General features: G+C 67.1%; 15 protein-coding genes. 2 read left to right on the top strand and 13 right to left on the bottom strand.

What is annotated here, in order from left to right:
* Positions 1–49: 49 nt before the first annotated feature.
* From ACFVS8_RS11810 to ACFVS8_RS11835, 6 genes are all read right to left on the bottom strand, one after another.
* The gene (locus tag ACFVS8_RS11810; RefSeq protein WP_387062046.1) at positions 50–841 is read right to left on the bottom strand and encodes an MBL fold metallo-hydrolase; all 792 of its coding nucleotides are present in this window, start codon (positions 839–841) and stop codon (positions 50–52) included.
* 54 nt (positions 842–895) lie between these two features.
* On the bottom strand, positions 896–1,753 hold the full coding sequence (locus tag ACFVS8_RS11815) for a hypothetical protein (RefSeq protein WP_387062049.1): 858 nt from the start codon (positions 1,751–1,753) through the stop codon (positions 896–898).
* Between the two features lie 136 nt (positions 1,754–1,889).
* A complete protein-coding gene (locus ACFVS8_RS11820) occupies positions 1,890–2,507 on the bottom strand; it encodes an NADase-type glycan-binding domain-containing protein (protein WP_387062052.1) in 618 nt (205 codons plus the stop codon).
* Between the two features lie 255 nt (positions 2,508–2,762).
* Positions 2,763–3,875: a hypothetical protein gene (locus ACFVS8_RS11825; protein WP_387062054.1), complete on the bottom strand. Its 1,113-nt coding sequence runs from the start codon at positions 3,873–3,875 to the stop codon at positions 2,763–2,765.
* Positions 3,872–4,288 carry a hypothetical protein gene (locus ACFVS8_RS11830; protein ID WP_387062057.1) on the bottom strand — a complete coding sequence of 139 codons (417 nt, stop codon included), beginning with the start codon at positions 4,286–4,288 and terminating at the stop codon, positions 3,872–3,874. Before ACFVS8_RS11830 ends, ACFVS8_RS11825 begins: the two co-directional genes overlap by 4 nt.
* 210 nt (positions 4,289–4,498) lie before the next feature.
* Positions 4,499–7,111 (bottom strand): ATP-dependent Clp protease ATP-binding subunit, encoded by a 2,613-nt coding sequence (locus ACFVS8_RS11835; RefSeq protein WP_387062060.1) that lies wholly within the window; start codon positions 7,109–7,111, stop codon positions 4,499–4,501.
* A 371-nt stretch (positions 7,112–7,482) separates the two neighbouring features.
* Between ACFVS8_RS11835 and ACFVS8_RS11840 the strand changes: the two genes are divergently transcribed.
* Entirely contained in the window at positions 7,483–9,294 is a 1,812-nt protein-coding gene (locus ACFVS8_RS11840; RefSeq protein WP_387062063.1) for a DUF262 domain-containing protein, read from the top strand.
* Between the two features lie 426 nt (positions 9,295–9,720).
* Positions 9,721–9,909: a hypothetical protein gene (locus ACFVS8_RS11845; RefSeq protein ID WP_387062066.1), complete on the top strand. Its 189-nt coding sequence runs from the start codon at positions 9,721–9,723 to the stop codon at positions 9,907–9,909.
* Positions 9,910–9,951: 42 nt separating this feature from the next.
* Here ACFVS8_RS11845 and ACFVS8_RS11850 read toward each other — a convergent pair whose 3' ends face one another.
* The 7 genes from ACFVS8_RS11850 to ACFVS8_RS11880 form a co-directional block, all read right to left on the bottom strand.
* Positions 9,952–10,626: a hypothetical protein gene (locus ACFVS8_RS11850; protein ID WP_387062069.1), complete on the bottom strand. Its 675-nt coding sequence runs from the start codon at positions 10,624–10,626 to the stop codon at positions 9,952–9,954.
* Between the two features lie 113 nt (positions 10,627–10,739).
* Positions 10,740–11,678, bottom strand: coding sequence for a carbohydrate kinase (locus tag ACFVS8_RS11855; protein ID WP_387062072.1), 939 nt, complete (start codon positions 11,676–11,678; stop codon positions 10,740–10,742).
* Positions 11,675–13,216 (bottom strand): glycoside hydrolase family 32 protein, encoded by a 1,542-nt coding sequence (locus ACFVS8_RS11860; RefSeq protein ID WP_387062075.1) that lies wholly within the window; start codon positions 13,214–13,216, stop codon positions 11,675–11,677. The genes ACFVS8_RS11855 and ACFVS8_RS11860 overlap by 4 nt, the downstream gene beginning before the upstream one ends.
* A 35-nt stretch (positions 13,217–13,251) precedes the next feature.
* The gene (locus ACFVS8_RS11865; protein WP_387062078.1) at positions 13,252–14,271 is read right to left on the bottom strand and encodes a LacI family DNA-binding transcriptional regulator; all 1,020 of its coding nucleotides are present in this window, start codon (positions 14,269–14,271) and stop codon (positions 13,252–13,254) included.
* The gene (locus ACFVS8_RS11870) at positions 14,268–15,191 is read right to left on the bottom strand and encodes a carbohydrate ABC transporter permease (protein WP_387062611.1); all 924 of its coding nucleotides are present in this window, start codon (positions 15,189–15,191) and stop codon (positions 14,268–14,270) included. Before ACFVS8_RS11870 ends, ACFVS8_RS11865 begins: the two co-directional genes overlap by 4 nt.
* Positions 15,192–15,199: 8 nt before the next feature.
* Positions 15,200–16,081, bottom strand: coding sequence for a carbohydrate ABC transporter permease (locus ACFVS8_RS11875; RefSeq protein ID WP_387062613.1), 882 nt, complete (start codon positions 16,079–16,081; stop codon positions 15,200–15,202).
* 70 nt (positions 16,082–16,151) lie between these two features.
* Complete coding sequence (locus tag ACFVS8_RS11880) at positions 16,152–17,435, bottom strand: ABC transporter substrate-binding protein (RefSeq protein WP_387062082.1); 1,284 nt, start codon at positions 17,433–17,435, stop codon at positions 16,152–16,154.
* Positions 17,436–17,469: the final 34 nt, after the last annotated feature.

Consider the following 17,469-nt stretch of genomic DNA (forward strand, 5'->3'; position numbering starts at 1 on the left):
TGCCACGCATCCGCTCGAACTGTCGGGCGCTCGCCTCCGGGCGGCCCGTTCACCAGGCCGAGCCAGCCTCGATTGCCGCATCGACGGCGGCGCGCGCCGGCCCGAACCAGGCCTCGCCGTGCCCGGGCAGCACCACGTGCGCGTCGGACGAGGCGATGGCGTCGAGCGATGCCCGCACCCGCGAGGCATCGCGATGGAACATCGACGGCAGCACCTGAGGCCCGCGCAACGGCGAGGTGCGGTGCCCGGTGACCAGCGCATCGCCGACGACGAGCACGCCCTCGCCCTCGAACTCGAACACGGCGTGCCCGCTCGTGTGCCCGTCGACGAGTCGCATGCGGGGCCGCCCCGGAACATCGAGATGCTCGCCCCGCGCCGGCGGTGCCGTCGCGCTCGGCACCCCGAGGTCTGCTCGCCCGTCGAGCAGCGGAAGGATCGCCATGGCCCACGGCGCAACACCCGGCCGCCACGCGTTGCGCAGCACCTGAACGGTGCCGGCCTGCTCGAGCACCTCGCGGCGCACGTTCGCGAGCTCGCGCGGGTGGGCGTGCACGGTCGTGCCGTAGTGCTCGGCGAGCCACGCGGCCCCGCCGAGGTGGTCGGCGTGGCCATGCGTGATGAGCACCGCGTCGACGTCGCCCGGCCCGACCCCGACTTCGGCGAGGGATGCCTCGAGCAGCGCCTGCTGGCCGGCGTAGCCCGAGTCGACGAGCGCGACGCCGTCGGGGCCGATGTAGATCACCCAGTTCACGTGCTCGGTGTGCACGAAGTGGATGCGCTCGCTCACCCGGTCGACCCGCACGCCGCCGCGCGCCGCGCGCTCGTCCGCCATGCCGCTCATGCGCCCTCCCGGCACCAAGGTACGCCGTGGTCTCGGGCGAGGTCCGCTGCGACGCTACCCGCCGAGGCAGTTGTCTCCGAGGCAGCCACCGCCCCCGCCGGGGTCGACGGTCGCGGGCGGCGGTTTCGGGTCGAACCGATCCGCCGGAACCGGCATCGCGATGGCGATGACAAGGCCGAGGAGTCCGACGGCGCACGCGATGATGATGAGCGCAGGCCGACGGCTGACCGCGGCGAACACGAATCCGGCGACCACGGTGCCGAACGTCAATACAGCGGTCACGACGTACAGATTCTCCTGCTCCGGGATCAGCGATCGGCTCGAACCCCACGTGGAGAGGCCGGCAGCGAGGGCCTCCCAGAGGAGCAGCATCACGAGCAGCCAGCTCACCGCGATCAGCCAGCCGGAGATCCGTGCCGACGTGCGCCGTTCGCGGCCGAGGAGCGCCCCGGTGAAGGCGATACCGAGCACGACGATGAGCGTGAGGATCCCGGCGTCGGTCCAGGAGACGGGGTCGCCCAGCACCCCGGCGAGGCCGGAGCTCGCGAGGCTCGCGATACCGCGCACGGCGTGCGCGAGCATCACCGCGACCGGCGCGGCGACCACGATGAGCGTCCACCGCCCACCGCGGCCCATCGACCGCAGCCCGAACTGCACGGCTGCGGTGAGCGCGATCCACACCAGCAGGTTCAGGTCGAACAACATGACGACGAACGGGATCAGGATGTCGATCGAGCCCTCGATCTGCGACGAAGCGACGAGCAGCACCACGCCGAGCGCGCGCAGTACGACGACGGATGCCACGAGCACGACGGTCTCGATCGCCCGGGTCCGCAGGTCGAACTGCGGGCGCTCGTACTCGACCGGTTCGTTCGTCCCGGTGTCGTCGGCGTCGGACAGGGCTCCGCTCATCCGCGCAGTCTCCCCCTGCCGCGTGGTCGGCGCCTCAGGGAAGGCCCGGAACGCGGCGGCACCCTCGACGCGGCCCCGTGGTCGCCGTTCATGCGCCTTCTCGACACCCGCCGTACGCCGAGGACGGCGCCCCGGTTCATCCGCCCGACGTGTAGAAGACGACGTCGCTGATGGCCAGGTCGTTCGCGTCGGACGCGGTCTCTCCGGCATTCGTCGCGACGATCACGAGGGTGACGGCCGCGGTCGGGGTCCGAGACAGGCCGAGCGGATCCATCAGCAGCATCCGATCGGCGCCCTTGACCGGCAGGGTGGTGCGGTGCGTCTGCCCGCCAGTCGTCACGTCGACCGTCGACAACCTGGCATTCGCCCTGAAGAGGTCGGGTCGTTTCACGAAGCCGTTGCGCACGCACACGAGCGTCGGGGTGATGGTGTCGTCGAACGCGCCATCATCGTCGGCGTCGAAGGTGAACCGAAGCTCCCCGCCTTCACCGCGGTCATCCCGCGCTTCCACCCAGGCCGTGGTCGGGTCGCCGTCGACGAGATTCGCGGCGACGAAATCGGTACCGGTGACCGGATCGGCCGGATACTCGCCGAGGTCCAACCCGATCTCGACCCGCGACTCGACCGGGCTGAGCCCGACAGGGTTATCGCAGGTGGCATCAGCAGGAAGCAACGGCTCAAGCTTCCACCCGATCAGCACTCCGATGATGGCGGACGCGACCGCGCCCGCGGTCCAGAGCACCGCCCTGCGCATGTGGGGCGTCGACCCCGATCTACCCATCGGACCGCCTTCCACCTGCCGTCCGCAGGACCTGTACCGGTCAAGCGGACTCTTCCGTGCGTGCGCTTAAGCGACAAGTGCCACGAAAGGAGGGTGCGAAGACGGATCCGCCTGAACGAAGGAGGTCTTGACCCATGACGACATGACCCGATAGTTCGGCGCTCACCGCGAGGAGCAAACCGTCGCCGCCGAAGGCGACGTGAATGTCGCACGGGCGGCCGCTACCCATCAAGCCCATGCGGCTTCTTCGAGGAGTCCAGCTCGAGCGCTGCGAGGGTAGAAGAAGCGTCGCTCGATGAGGTCGTCGAGCGCGCGTTCGCGATCCGCAAGCTCCACTCTCGCGAGTTCCTTGACGTGCTGCCGCCGTGCGGCGCCACCGCCGAGGAGGTCCCGGATCGCGTTGTGCCTCGTCTCGCCGAGGCGCGCCGTCTCCTCTTCCGCGCGGCGAGCGCGGTTCGCGAACATTGTTCGGTCCTGCTCGCTGAGGGGACTCTGCGGGTCAGCGAACCAACTCGCAAGGGAGGCGCCCGCGATGAGCTGCGGGACGACCTCGTACACGACGGCGGCGTGCGCCGAGACGTCTGGAGCGGCCACCAGTCGCTCGCGAGGAGACTCGCAGCATTCGAGGGCAACCCTCGCGACGACCTCGATCTCGCCCTCCTCGATGCATCGGCGTAGGACCTGCCGCAGGAGCCGGAGCGCGCTGCCCGATCCCCCGTCTCGCAGCGGCTCGGCGACGCTGCCGCGATTCGCACCGGGCCCAAGGCGCCTGAGCATCTCGAAGACCGCGCCGACGCCCCCGAAGAACTGTCCATCCAGCGCGACCGCACTCCGTTGATGCTCGAGCCACTCGCCGAGTTCTTCGAGGGGAGCCGCCCCTGAGCTCGGCCACTCGACTCCCCACGCGGCGGGCATGACCGCAGCCGAGAGCGAGTCGAGCGTCTCCCACTCCCAGGACCGACGATCCACCTGCACTGCGTCATCGATGCCCATGAGCGCCCGTTGCACATCTCGGTCAAGGAACGGCGTCTCCGCGAGCTCCTCGCGGAGGGAGAGCAGCGCGGTACGGACCGGAAAGTCGTCGTCTGCGATCGTGAAGACCGCCACGACTTCCTCGTCGGGCGCATCCCACGTCGAACGGCCCATCCTGTGGCTCTCGAAGAGGTATCGCCTCGGCCAGCCAGGGCGATCGACCGCGTGCCACCGCTCGACGAGCGTTCCGCCGTGCTCGGTCAACCAACGTTCTCGGTGGATCGAGAGGGCGATGTTCTCTTCGAGCCCGATCGCCGATCCTGCCAGCAGCGCCTGGCAGACCGCGTCAGCACGTTCCGAGAGCTTCATCGCGCCAACGATTCCCGCACGACTCTGGCGAGTCGTTCGGCATCGTCCCGGTTCAGTCCTCGCTCGTTCAGGATGTTCACGAACTCGCGCTGCACGGTGTCGACGACGTCGGCTCGGGGCAGGTCCACCGCGGGAGGCACCGGCTCGCCGGCCTCCCCCGAGGATGCAGCCGGCTGCTTCCGGTCGAAGATTCGACGGATGCGAGTGGAGAGGTCCTTTCCCGCCGACTTGCCCCATTCGGCCAGGTCGTTCTTGAGGCCTGCCGCAAGCCCGGATACGAATGCGGCGACGAGGGCATTGGCGATCGAATCGATCATCTCCGGCCCGATGAAGTAGTCACCAGGCGGAACGAGCTCGTAGACCTCTGTCGAGAGTTGATCCGCGACCAGACGCGTCGCTGCTTCGGTGTCCAATCAGCACCTCCCAATCGCATGGTTCGCACGCCGAACGGCGCCATTCGGCATCCTGACAGCAGATCCCAGATATGAGCAATACTCACGCTGAAGGTGTGCGCTTCTGGGCATGGGCAGACCGCGGGTGAAATCCGCCCAAGATGCGAGAACGCCCGGCCTCCGTGAAGGAGTCCGGGCGTTCCGTTGCGAACGGCGTCCCTGCAGTGGCAATTACGCCGCCTGCGGCACCTCCACCGTCGCGCGGGGCACGGCCGTGACGACGAACTCGCCGTCTGCGGCATCCGCTCGCACGCCCTCGCCGTCGCCGAGCGCACCACTCACCAGCAGGTCGCTGATGCGGTCGTCGATCTCGCGCTGGATCACGCGGCGGAGCGGGCGGGCACCGTACTCGGGCTCGTAGCCGCGCTCCGCGAGGAGCGCCACCGCGGCATCCGTCACCTCGAAGTCGATCTCGCGCGCCGCGAGGCGAGCCGAGGTCGCACCGAGCATGAGGCGCACGATCTGCGCGAGCTGCGGCTGGTCGAGCTTCTGGAACAGCACGATCTCGTCGATGCGGTTCAGGAACTCGGGGCGCATGGCCTCGCGCACCTTGCCCATGACGCGCTGGCGCACGTCGTTCATCGACGAGAAGCCGTTGGCCGCGGCATCCGTCGACGCGACGAACCCGAGCGCACCCGAGCGCGACGCGAGGAACTCCGAACCGAGGTTCGAGGTCATCACGATCACCGTGTTGCGGAAGTCGACCGTGCGGCCCTGGCCGTCGGTGAGGCGTCCGTCGTCGAGCACCTGGAGCAGCAGGTTGAACACGTCGGGGTGCGCCTTCTCGATCTCGTCGAACAGCACGATCGAGTACGGGTTGCGCCGCACGCGCTCGGTGAGCTGCCCGGCCTCGTCGTAGCCGACGTATCCGGGAGGGGCGCCGACGAGGCGCGACACCGTGTGCCGCTCGCCGAACTCGCTCATGTCGAAGCGGATCACGGATGTCTCGTCGTCGAACAGGCTCGACGCGAGCGCCTTCGCCAGCTCGGTCTTGCCGACACCCGTCGGTCCGAGGAACAGGAACGAACCCACCGGGCGACGTGCGTCGCCCATACCGGTGCGGCTGCGGCGCACGGCCTTCGCGACCGCGGTGACCGCGTCGTCCTGGCCGATGACGCGCGCGTGCAGCTCGCCCTCGAGGTCGCCGAGGCGCTCGCGCTCGGTCTCGGTGAGGCGGTTCACCGGAATGCCGGTGGCCCGCGAGATCACGGCGGCGATCTCGGCCTCGTCGATGACGGTGCTGCGCTCGGCCGCGCCGTCGCCCGACGTCATGCCGCGACCGCTCGCCGCGACCTCGTCGAGCTTGTCCTGCACCTTGGCGATCTCGTCGCGGATGCGCGAGGCCTCCTCGTAGTGCTCGGCCGTGACGGCGGCGTTCTTGTCGGCCTCGAGCTCGCCGAGTCGCGCGATGAGCGCGGAGACATCCGTCTTCATGCCGAGCTTCAGGCGCAGTCGCGCGCCGGCCTGGTCGATGAGGTCGATGGCCTTGTCGGGCAGCACGCGGTCGCTGAGGTAGCGGGCGCTGAGCTCGACCGACGCGCGGATCGCGGCATCCGTGTACTCGACGCCGTGGTGCTCCTCGTAGGCGGGCTTGAGGCCCTGCAGGATCAGCACGGCGTCTTCGATGCTTGGTTCTCCAACACGAACGGGCTGGAAGCGACGCTCGAGCGCCGGGTCCTTCTCGATGGTGCGGTACTCCTTGAGCGTGGTGGCGCCCACGAGGTGCAGCTCGCCGCGCGCGAGTCGCGGCTTCAGGATGTTGCCGGCGTCGGTTCCGCCGTCGCCCGAGCCGCCCGCGCCGACGACCGTGTGGATCTCGTCGATGAAGACGATGAGCTCGCCCTTGTTGGCGGCGATCTCCTCCATGGTCTTGGTGAGGCGCTCCTCGAAGTCGCCGCGGTAGCGGGTGCCGGCGAGCATGCCGGGCAGGTCGAGCGCGATGACGCGCTTGCCCAGCAACGCCTCGGGCACCGACTCCTCGACGATCGCGCGGGCCAGGCCCTCGACGATCGCCGTCTTGCCGACGCCGGCCTCGCCGATGAGCACGGGATTGTTCTTCGTGCGACGGCTCAGGATCTCGATCGTCTGCTCGATCTCGTCGACGCGCCCGATCACGGGGTCGAGCTCGCCGTTCTCGGCACGCTCGGTGAGGTCCATGCCGAACTTGTCGAGCATCGGGGTCGCGGATGCCGCGGCGCCGGCGTTGTTCGCCTGGTTGCCGTCAGCATCGGTGTCGCCGTCTCCGTCGAACCCCGCCTCGACCGTCTCGCGGATCTGCTGCGTGAGGGCCTCGGCCGTGACGCCCGCGCGCGCGAGAACCTGGCCGGCGGGGGCATCCTGGCCCAGGACCAGAGCGAAGAAGAGATGCTCGGGGTCGATGTAGGTCGCGCCGCTCGAGCGCGCAACCTGGTAGCTGTGGAACAGCGCGCGGGAGGCGCTCGGCGTGATCGTGGCCGCGTTGATGTCAGCGGTCTCGCCCGCGGCAGGCAGGCGCGCCTCGGTCGCGGTGATGATGCGCTCGGGGCTCGCGCCGATGCGGCGGATGGCCTGCTGCACGCTGTCGTCCTCGACGATGACGCGCAGGATGTGCAGGGCGTCGAGCTCGGTCTGCCCGCGCTCGAGCGCGAACTTTCCGGCGCGCTGCAGGATGCCCTGCGTGCGGGCGGTCAGGAACCGGCTGAGGTCGATCGACCGAGCCTGGCGAGCCTGCTCACCCGCGAGGTACCGGCTCAGAAACTCGTCGAACGAGCTCGCACCGGCTTCGGGGTTGAAGTCTTCGGGCACCAATCCTCCTGGAACTTGAGTGGCGTACGCTCAAGTTCAACGCGGCGGCGGCGTTTGTATTCCCGCGGGCTCAACCGCTCCTCGAAAGCGAGAGGTGTTCTGAGTTGAGGAGACAGGCGCGACCTGCCCCCGCATCGCCCAAGGGCTAGAGCGACATTGTCCGGGTCGCACCAGGTGTCATGTTGATCAAGCCATCTCGCGGTGCCGATGTCTATGACTGCGAACACGAAGATCGAGAAGGAGGCACCGGGCAGTGGCGAGCCCACGCGTAAGTGTGCGTTCTATTCGCTGCCGCGCGCTCGCCGGTGGACCCTGCTGGCACTGCCAACCATCCGATACAGTCCATGCTGACGCTCTAGAGAGGATCCACGTTGGCGACAGCTATGCCCGTTGAACTAACCGTAAGAAGTGAGTCGATCCAGCAGGCTTACACACTGTATGGCGCCGACCGTTTCCGCGTAAACCGGAGATATCAGCGGAAGCTCGTGTGGTCAGTTGAGGAAAAAGCACGCCTCGTTGATTCGGTTCTCCTGGCATTGCCGATCCCGCTCTTCCTCGTTGCGGAGATCTCTTCTGAGCCAGATAGCCCCCTCGAGGTAATCGATGGGATGCAACGTCTGAACGCCATCTTCGCCTTTATCGAGCAGGAGTTTTCATACAACGGCGATTACTTCAATCTAGAAACCCTTGCGGACACCAAAGACAAGTTGGACGCTGGCGTGCTCAAGCAAAAGACGCCGGTTATGAGTCGCGCCTCCTCAGTCGCGTTTGCGAACTACTCGATCGCACTCTCAGTCTTTCGCGCCTCTGACCAGGGGTCGATCGATGAGGTGTTCCGGCGGATCAACTCCGGCGGGCGGAGGCTGTCAAAGCAGGAGCTGAGGCAAGCGGGTACTCTCTCTCCGTTGGCCACAATGGTTCGCCGCATTGCATCCACGATTCGTCGCGACACATCCCCAGGGGACACGGTGCCGCTTCGCAAGATGCCGCTCCTGAGTATCAGTAGCAAGAACCTTGAGTATGGAATACCTGTAAATGACATCTTTTGGGTCAAAGAGAACATCTTGCGCCGAGACGATGTCCGCGAATCGCTCGATGAACAGACGATTCTTGACATCTTGATCGACTGCTTGATCGAGCCGATGCGAACTTCGAATGGTGAGACACGCGATAGTTTCTATAGCTTCACGCCTGATCCCGCTGAGGGTGAAACTGAGGAATCAGTGATGATCTCCGCCCGAATCGACGCACTTGGGGCAGAGAATGTCGAGCGCAACTTCCTTGCTGTTTACGACATCATCCGTACGGTTGTTGAAAGCGACCCTCAAACATTCTCGCGAATCATCGGCATCGCGGCTTCTGGACGAGGTGGGAGATACTTCCACGCGCTCTTTCTAGCCTTGTGGGAGCTCATGTTCGTTGAGGCACCTCCCCGCAAGATTGCTGACGCAGAGGCCGCCATCGACGGCCTCCGTGGCATTTCCAATGCAGCGTCGACCACCAGCGGCGGCGACTGGGGCGCCGGCCCAAAGAGACAAACGGTAAACGCGTTCAAGGGCATTCTTCGACCGTTTACTGTCGAAACGACCGCCGGCGACGACTACTCGCAACTCGCCAGCACGACTCACCTTGAAACCATCATCTCGAACGCTCTTGTGGAGCAACAACCGTTCGATTGCAAGCAAGGATTCTTCTCGCTCAATCCTGGTACCCGTGCGTTCGATGAAGGAAACTTCGGGAAGATCGTCAGGACGCTAACGGCGATGGCGAACATCGGCCCGACTTCAACGTCCTACCTCATGGTTGGAATTGCGGACGACGCATCGGACGCAGATCGCGTCAAGGCCCTCGACTCGGTGAAGGTATACGAAGTTAGGGGATTTCACCTCGTGGGTATCGAGCGTGAGGTTGCCCAATCTCAACGACCATCAATGAATGATCTCTGGGCGTGGATACTTCAGCGCATCAGTTCGCATCCGGACCTAACACCTGCATTTGCGCAGCAGCTCGCTAGAGACGCCCGGCTTGCGCCATATCGAGAGCACCAAATCGCGGTTTTCAAAGTCTCACCACAATCGGAGCCCGTGTTTTTCGGAGACGATCTCTACGACCGTGTGGGTTCCAGCACAGTTCAGGTAGCACCTGGTCCTGCCCAGTTCGGAGTTTTTGCTCGGTTCAAGTGAAGAGGCGTTTGCTGCTTCGTGTCGAAAGCATGCGACGAGAGCTGTCTCGCGACCGAGGGTGGGCGAGCGGAGATGTCGGAGAGGGAAGACCCTGAAGGTTCTCCGAGTCGCGCTGGGACGGAGACGGGTCGTCACGTCGATGCAGACTTCGTATATTGACCCCGGAGGATGGGCCACGTCTCTGGTCTAGGCGAATCGGCGCGGTTCACCTCAGCCTGCCGGGTGCGGGTGCGGGTGCGAATGCGAGTGCGAGTGCGAAATTGCGTGCTGACGACGGCAACCCGTAGACCGGCTAGCCGTGAGGCAGGATATGTCGACCAAGGCCGCACGGACATCGAGCAGTTCGACCTTGACCGGTGGCGGCCGTTGGTTCGAGCCGTCTAGTCCAAACGCGGGTCGGGTCTCAGGTGATGGTACATCTTTGGCATGACTGTGCCGCTCGTCGCGAAGGCACAGGTGCGCATGCTCGCCGAGGGAGTGACGGATGCCGCGCCGCCCGCCGACCCCGTCCCCGACGACCTGCTACCGCGGCGTATGTTCACGGCCGAGCAGATCCGAGCGAGCCTGCCCGCGCCGGGCGGGTTCGGATTGAAGGACCTGCTGGTCAGCCGCTGACGGTTTCCCGGTCAGGGCGAGCAGAAATTCGGGTGCTCGCTGCTACGTCGTTTGGAGACGGAGCGTAACGCGAAGTTCAGATGCGATGCGCTCAAGGACGGGCAGTGGCTGAGGCTTGACGATGAAGCGGGCCTGACGAATGACGAAGAACTGGAGGGTGTAGGCACCGACCGGGGTACCGATCACGACCTCGATGCAAGGCGCTGAACCACCGGACACCTGGATGGTTCCAGTGGCGACAGACCGAACGGCGAATCTCGAGACGACGAAGTCAGGATTCGCCGAATTGCCGGACACGAGCCGAATGCCGTCACTGTCCGCGGAAAGTACTGCCTGACGCTGAGCGACCAGCGCCGGCGAGCGACCACCGAGCGCCTGGGCCACCTGCCGCACTTGGTCGGGCAGTTCTCTCGTGATGATCAGCGGCATCACGAACGGGTCCGGTGAAGCTGCCTCCGCGCGCTTGAGGCGTGCCCGGTGGAGCCCCGCAAGCGCAAGGGACAGGCCCACGACCGCGAACAACGCCAAGCCTGCGACGAATCCGAACACCGCGGTTCCTTCGCGCTCGCTTTGTGGCCCACCGAGCAAGAGCACCAGCAGCGCGCAGACAACTACGAGCAAGGCAAGACGCGTGAGCCAGAAGCCAAGGCGGTCATCGCTTCTGGCAAGACGACGAATCGCAATCCGCTCTGAATCTCGGTGATCCACATTGGTCATTCGGCAACAGTACTGGCGAAACGCGCTTGGCTACGCCTCGCCCAAGCAAAGCGGGTTCGGGCGGACGAACGTTCAAGGTCAGTCGCTCTGGTCGCGCGACGCTCTCGCGATAGTCATGCCCCGAGCAGGAGGCCCACGACCATATCCTTGCTCGTCGGAGGGTCGGCGCCCGGCCGGGAGACGGTCACCGCGGCGGCGCGAGCGCTTCGGTGAAGCAGCGAGGTCAGGCGCTGCTCCCCGCCCGCGGCGAGCGCAGCCCATGTTTCTGCCCCGACGGCGACCTCGCTGACCAGACCATCGATGAGAGCGGCCATGAAGGTGTCGCCGGCTCCGACAGTGTCGACGACCTCGACCTTGACGGCGGGCACCGTGAGTTCGACGCTCTTATTGACGGCGAGGCATCCGCTCGACCCCCTGGTCACAACGACGAGCGCCGGGCCCGACGCCACCCAGCGGCGCGCGACGTCGGCGATGTCCTTCCCCGGGTGGAGCCAGGCGATGTCCTCGTCGCTTGCCTTGACGACGTCGACTTGCTCGATGAGCGAGAGCACGCGACTTCGAACCGAGTCACGGTCGTCGATGAGGCTGGGGCGGATGTTCGGGTCGTAGGTGATCAGCGCACGGCCTCGGTGGCGGTCGAGGAGCTCGGCGACGGCGGAGGCACCCGGTTCGAGGGTCGCGGCAATGGATCCGATGTGGAGGGCGTCGGCTAGTTCGACGCCCACGGACTCGATCTGCCAGCTGAGGTCGAACTCGTAGGTCGCGGCGCCCTGTGCGTCGAGGCGTGCCGATGCGGTCGAGGTTCGAGCGGCAGGTTGGTTCTGCACCCTGACATCCGAGGCTGCCAGCCACTCGCGCACGGCCCGTCCGTGGGGGTCGTCGCCGATCGAGGTGAGCAGGCGCGGGTTGCGGCCCAAGCGGCCGAGCGCCAAGGCGACGTTGGCGGCGCTCCCGCCCGGCGACTCGTCGATCGAGCCGCCGGCGCGGTGGACGATGTCGACCAATGCCTCGCCGACGACGAGGACGTCTGGCTTCGATGCAGAAGCGGTCATCGGTTGGCACCTTCCATCTCGCGCGATCGCTCCAGCGTCGAGTGATCGGGGAAGTCTACGACGCTCATTGAGATCGGGCCGGGCTGCTCGGTGGTGAGGGTCGCGGTGATCGAGCCCGCACCGAGCACGACGAGGTTCGAGACCGTGACCTCGCCGTCGTTGGCGAAGACCTCGAGCAGTGGGCCGTCGAGGCTCATGAGCAGGCGCACGCGACCGGCGGCGGCGTCGACGGCATCAGCGGCAGCAGCGCCCGGCAGCGCGACGGTACTCGTCGAGGGGAAGTCGGGGTGCACGGCCTCCATCGCGGCCCCGCTGCGCGTGACGCTGAGCACGTTCGACGAGGGGTCGTGCGTCAGCTCGACGAGCGCGTCGGCGTCGCCGCGCAGTTGTAGCTGAAGTGCGCCCGTCGCGGCGGGATCCCACGCTAGCTCGACCAGCGAGTGGCCGCTCAGCGTGAAGTCGGCCGGCTGGCTCGCCGCGAAGACAGTCGAACCCGCCGCATCCGCCAGCAACTCCCCCACGAACTCCACCGGCTGCTGCACCAGGCGAACCGCGCCGGCAACGGTGCGCAGCGACATCCGCCGCGGCAGTGACATGGCGCCGCGCCAGGGCGACGAGGGAAAGGCGGCGGCGTAGCGCCAGTTGCTCATCCAGCCGAGCATGACGGCCTCGCCGCCGGGGGCGCTGTCGAAGGTCACGCCGGCGTAGAAGTCGCGGCCGTGGTCGAGGCGCGTGAGCTCGGCGGCATCCGACCGGAACACAGCCCCGTCGAAGGAGCCGACGACGTAGTGCATCGATGAGCCGTCGGGGTCCGGGTCGTCGCCGACCGGGTTCGTGCTGAGCAGCAGCACCCAGCGCACGTCGTCGGGGTCGCCATCCACGGCGAGGGGCACGAGGTCGGGGCACTCCCAGACGACGCCGGTCTCGCCGAGCGGGCCGAACGTGCTGACGTGCTTCCACGAGCGCAGGTCGGGCGACGAGTAGAACAGCACCTGGCGGTCGTCGGCCTCGACGGTGAGCATGACGTAGCGGGTGGTGCCCGCGGCATCCGTGAACCTGATGACCTTCGGGTCTCGGAACGCGCTCGTGCCGCGGTCGAGCACCGGGTTCTGCGGGTCGGGCTGCCACGTGTAGCCGCCGTCGCGACTCGTCGCCCGCGACTGCGCCTGGTGGTCGTCGTCGTAGGCGCTCGTGTAGAACGCGGTGAGCAGGGCGCCGCCGTCGGCCGAGTCGGAGCCAGAGCCGGCCGCGCCCAAGTCAGAGCCAGAGCCAGCGGGCGTCGCCACCACCGACCCCGAGAACACCTGCTCCCCGTCGCGGTACCGCAGCGCGACCTCGTGCTCGGTCCAGTGCCGCAGGCCGGGGCTCGTCGCGTGGCCCCAGCTCATGTTGCCCCAGTCGGCGCCCTCGGGGTTGTACTGGAAGTAGAGGTGCCAGAGGCCGCGGTCGTAGACGAGCCCGTTGGGGTCGTTCATCCAGTTGCGCTGCGGGGTGAAGTGGAATCGGGGTCGCGGAACGTGGCCGTTCGTGTCTCGCACGTCGTCTCCAGGGTTGAAAAGTCGAGAAAGAGCCGTCAGATCGAGTGCCGCAGCACCGGCGGGCACGCGACGAGCAGCGGGCCCGAATCGGGTGCGCTGTCGAGACCGAGCAGCAGCCGCACCCCGGCCACGCCGAGCTCGTAGTGCGGCAGCGCGACGGTCGAGAGCGTGGGGCGCAGGTGGGCGGCGATGACGTCTTGGTTGTCGAAGCCCATCACCGCCACGTCCTCGGGAATGCGCAGCCCGTGCTCGCGCAGCCCGTCGTAGAGGCCCATCGCGACGCGGTCGTTGTGGCAGAACACGGCCGTCGCCTTCGAGTCGAGCACGGCGGATGTCGCGGCGTACCCGCCCTCCTGCTCGGGCGCGGCCGGGAACACCAGCGACTCGTCGAACTCGACGCCCGCCGCGGCGAGCGCGGCACGATACCCCGCGAGGCGTCCGGTCTGCGCGGGCGACGGCGTGGTCGTGTTGATGAACGCGATGCGGCGGTGGCCGGCGGCGAGCAGCTCTTCGGTGGCCGTGCGGCCGCCCTGCTCCTCGTCGGGCACGACCGCGGGCAGGCCGCTGCCGTCGGCGAAGCAGTCGACCAGCACCGTGTCGGTCTGGTGCAGCGCCTCTGGCACCTCGATCTCGCGGTGGTACCAGGTCGAGTAGAGGATGCCGTGCACCTGGTGCTCGAGCATCATCGCGATCGCGTCGTTCTCGGCCGCGGCATTGCCGTCGGTGTTGGCGACGAGCAGCACGTAGCCGTGCTTCCACGCCTCGTCTTGTGCGCCGTGGATGATCTGGCCGGCGAACGGGGTCGTGGCGATCGCGTCGGCGACGAGCCCGATGAACCGCGACGTGCCCTGCGAGAGCGTCTTCGCGAGCGCGTTCGGCCGGTAGCCGAGCGCGATCACCGCCTCCTGCACACGACGCCTCGCGTCGTCGCCGATGCGGGCCCCCGGCTTGTCGTTCACGACGTGCGAGACCGTCGCCACCGAGACGCCCGCGGCCTTCGCGACATCCCGCATCGTGACCGACGAGCCGTTCCGGCCGTGCTCCGAGGTGCTCATCCCTTGGTTGCTCCGCTCTCGAGACCGTTGATCATCGCCTTGTTCAAGACGAGGAAGACCAGGAGCAGCGGCGTCACCGTCACGCACACCGCGGCGAACGTCGCGGTCCAGTCGGTGTTGCCCATCGCTCCGATGTAGTTTTGCAGGCCCAGCGGAATCGTCTTCAGCCCGTCGGAGAGCACGAACGTGTTCGCGAAGATGAAGTCGTTCCAGATGAAGATGCTGTTCACGAGCACGACCGTGATGATCGTGTTGGCCGACAGCGGGAACGTGATCTGGCCGAAGATGCGGTACGGGCCCGCGCCGTCGATCGACGCGGCCTCGTACATCTCGCGCGGGATGTACTCGTAGAACGACGAGAACAGGTAGATCGACATCGGCAGCGCGAACGCTGCGAGCGGAATGATCATCGACATATGGGTGTCGAGCAGCCCGATCTGCGAGTAGTCGATGAACAGGGGCACGAGTGCGATCTGCACGGGCACGATGATGCCGAGCAGGAACAGCGCCTTCACGACGCCGCTGAAACGGAAGCCGAGCACCTCGAGCGCGTACGCCGCCATCATGCCCGCGACCACGATGAGCACGCTCGCGCCGAGCGTGACGATGAGGCTGTTCAGGATGTTCAGCCACAGGTTGCCCGTGTCGAACGCGCGGCCGTAGTTCTCGAGCGTCCACTCGCTCGGCAACGCGAACGGATCGCCGCCTGCGAAGTCCGACGCCGTGCGGAAGCTCGTGATGAACAGCCACGCGAGCGGGTACACCTGCACGATCACGATCAGCACGATCGTCACCGTCAGGATGGTGCGCTGCACGCGAAGCTTCGGTGAGAGCGAGCGGATGCGGCGCCGTTCCGGCCCGCCCGATTCGCGCGGGGTTGGCGGCTCAGGCGGGGCAGGCGATGCGGCCTGCGTGAGCACGGGGGCGGTCACGAGTCATCCCTTCGACGGAGGAGCAGGAAGATCAGGCCGACGGCGATGAGGCACTCGACCACGATGAAGACCGAGATCGCGCTGGCGTAGCCGTAGTCGGTGTGCACGAACGCCGTCTTGTACATGTACGTCGTGAGCAGCTCCGACGACTGGCCGGGCCCGCCGTTCGTGAGCAGGTACGGGATGTCGAACCCGCGCAGGGCGAAGGTCGTCGCCATGATCGTGGTCGTGATCCACACCGGGCGGATGTACGGGAAGCGGATGCGCCAGAACACCTGCAACCACGAGGCGCCGTCGAGGCGGGCGGCCTCTTCGAGCTCCTTCGGCACCGCGATGAGGGCCGCGTAGATGATGAGCATGTAGAGCCCGGTGAAACGCCAGCCCTCGGGGATCGAGACCGCTGCGAGCACGGTGTTCACATCGGAGAGCCAGGCGTTCTGGAGGTTCTCGAGGCCGACCCAGGCGAGGAGCTGGTTCAGCAGGCCGACCGGCTCGAGCGAGTAGATGCGCTGGAAGAGGAACGCGATCGCGACCGTCGAGATGATGGCCGGCAGCAGGTACACCGTCTTCACGAGTTCGCGCGCCCGGGGCAGCGCCGTGAGGAGCGCTGCGACGATGAGCGCACCGCCGAGCTGGATCACGAGGCAGATGGCGAGGTAGCCGAGCGCGTTGCCGAACGCCGTCCAGAAGACGTCGTCGCGGGTGAGCATCTTCACGTAGTTGTCGAGGCCGACGAACTTCATGTCGGTGATGCCGTCCCAGCGGAACACGCTGAGCACCAGCGACTGGATGATCGGCAGCAGCACGGCCACGCCGTACAGGAGGAGCGGTGGAACGAGGAAGACCAGCACCGACAGCTTCGAGCGACGCGGCAGCATCGACGTCGACATCGGGCGGGCCCGCCGGGGCGGGCGCGGCTTCACCGCGCCTGCCCCGGTGGAGAGGGTCTCAGCCATCGAGGTTCTCCGTGAGGGTGGCATCCATCGTCTCGATGAACTCGTCGGGCGTGATGTCGCCCTGCACCAGCAGCGTGAGCTCCTGCTGGAGTCGCGTGTTCGTCGCGGGGTCGAGCTGCGTGTCCCACGGCATCGCGATCTTCGGGCCGACGTCGTTCGCCTGCTCGACGGCACGCGGGTACAGCTCGGTCGCGTTGTCGGGGATGGTGGTCTCGACGTCGGAGGTCGGCGACAGCGCACCGGTCGCGGCGTAGACCGCGGGGTAGCGCTCGAGCGCGAACGCCAGGAAGTCGCGCACGAGCGGGTCGTACGTCTTGGCGTTCACGGCCATGCCGATGCCCGACGGCGTCACGTACTCATTGTCGTTCGTGACCGCGCCGTCGATGGTCGGCAGCGTGAAGTAGTCGACGTCATCGCGAACGGCGGGGTCGAGCGCGTCGGTCGCCAGGTGCCCGAGCTCCCACGTGCCGATGTTGTAGACCGCGGCCTTGCCCGAGGTGAAGAGCGCCTGCGCGTCGGCGTAGCCGGTCGACGAGAAGCCCTCCTGGAAGCACCCGGCCTGGCCGAGCGAGTACAACCAGTCGGCCGCGGCCTTGCCCGCCGGGTCGGCGAACGACGCGTCGCCGTTCTTCAGCTGCTGCACGTACTCGGGGCCGGCCATGCGGAACGGGTAGTACGCCATGTACCGCTCGAGCGGCCACTGGTCCTGCCCGTCGAGGGCGATCGGCGTGATGCCCTTGGCCCGCAGCGCCTCGCACATCGCCGGGAAGTCGTCGAGCGTTGCGGGCACCTCGACACCCGCGTCGGCGAGCAGGTCCTTGTTGTACCAGAAGAACTCGAGCTGGAACTCGAACGGCACCATGTAGAGCGAGCCGTCGTCGAAGCGCTGGTAGTTGAGCGCCGCCTCGCGGTACGTGTCCGAGAGGCCGAGGTCGTCGAGCAGCGCATCGACATCCATCATCTGCCCCTTCTGCGCGAGCTTCTGCGCGAAGGGCGTGGCATCCGTGTCGAAGAGCTCGGGCAGCTTGTTCGCGGCCGCGAGCGTCTCGTACTTCTGGATGTACGACGGACGGTCGGGGGTCGTGACGAGGTTGAGCGAGAAGCCCGGGTGCTCGTCGGCGTACTCGTCGGCGATCTGCTGCATCGCCGTGATCACGCCGCCGTCGGCGGGTCGCGACAGCAGCCACGAGATCTCGCGGGGCACGATGTCGCCCTCGGGGTTCACGTCGGTCGGGTCGGCGCCGCCCGCGGCTCCGCCCGAGCAACCCGTGAGCACGAGTGCGGCTGCGGCGGCCGTTGCGGCGGCTGCG

This window comes from Agromyces sp. NPDC058110, from assembly GCF_042884735.1.
GTDB lineage: Bacteria > Actinomycetota > Actinomycetes > Actinomycetales > Microbacteriaceae > Agromyces.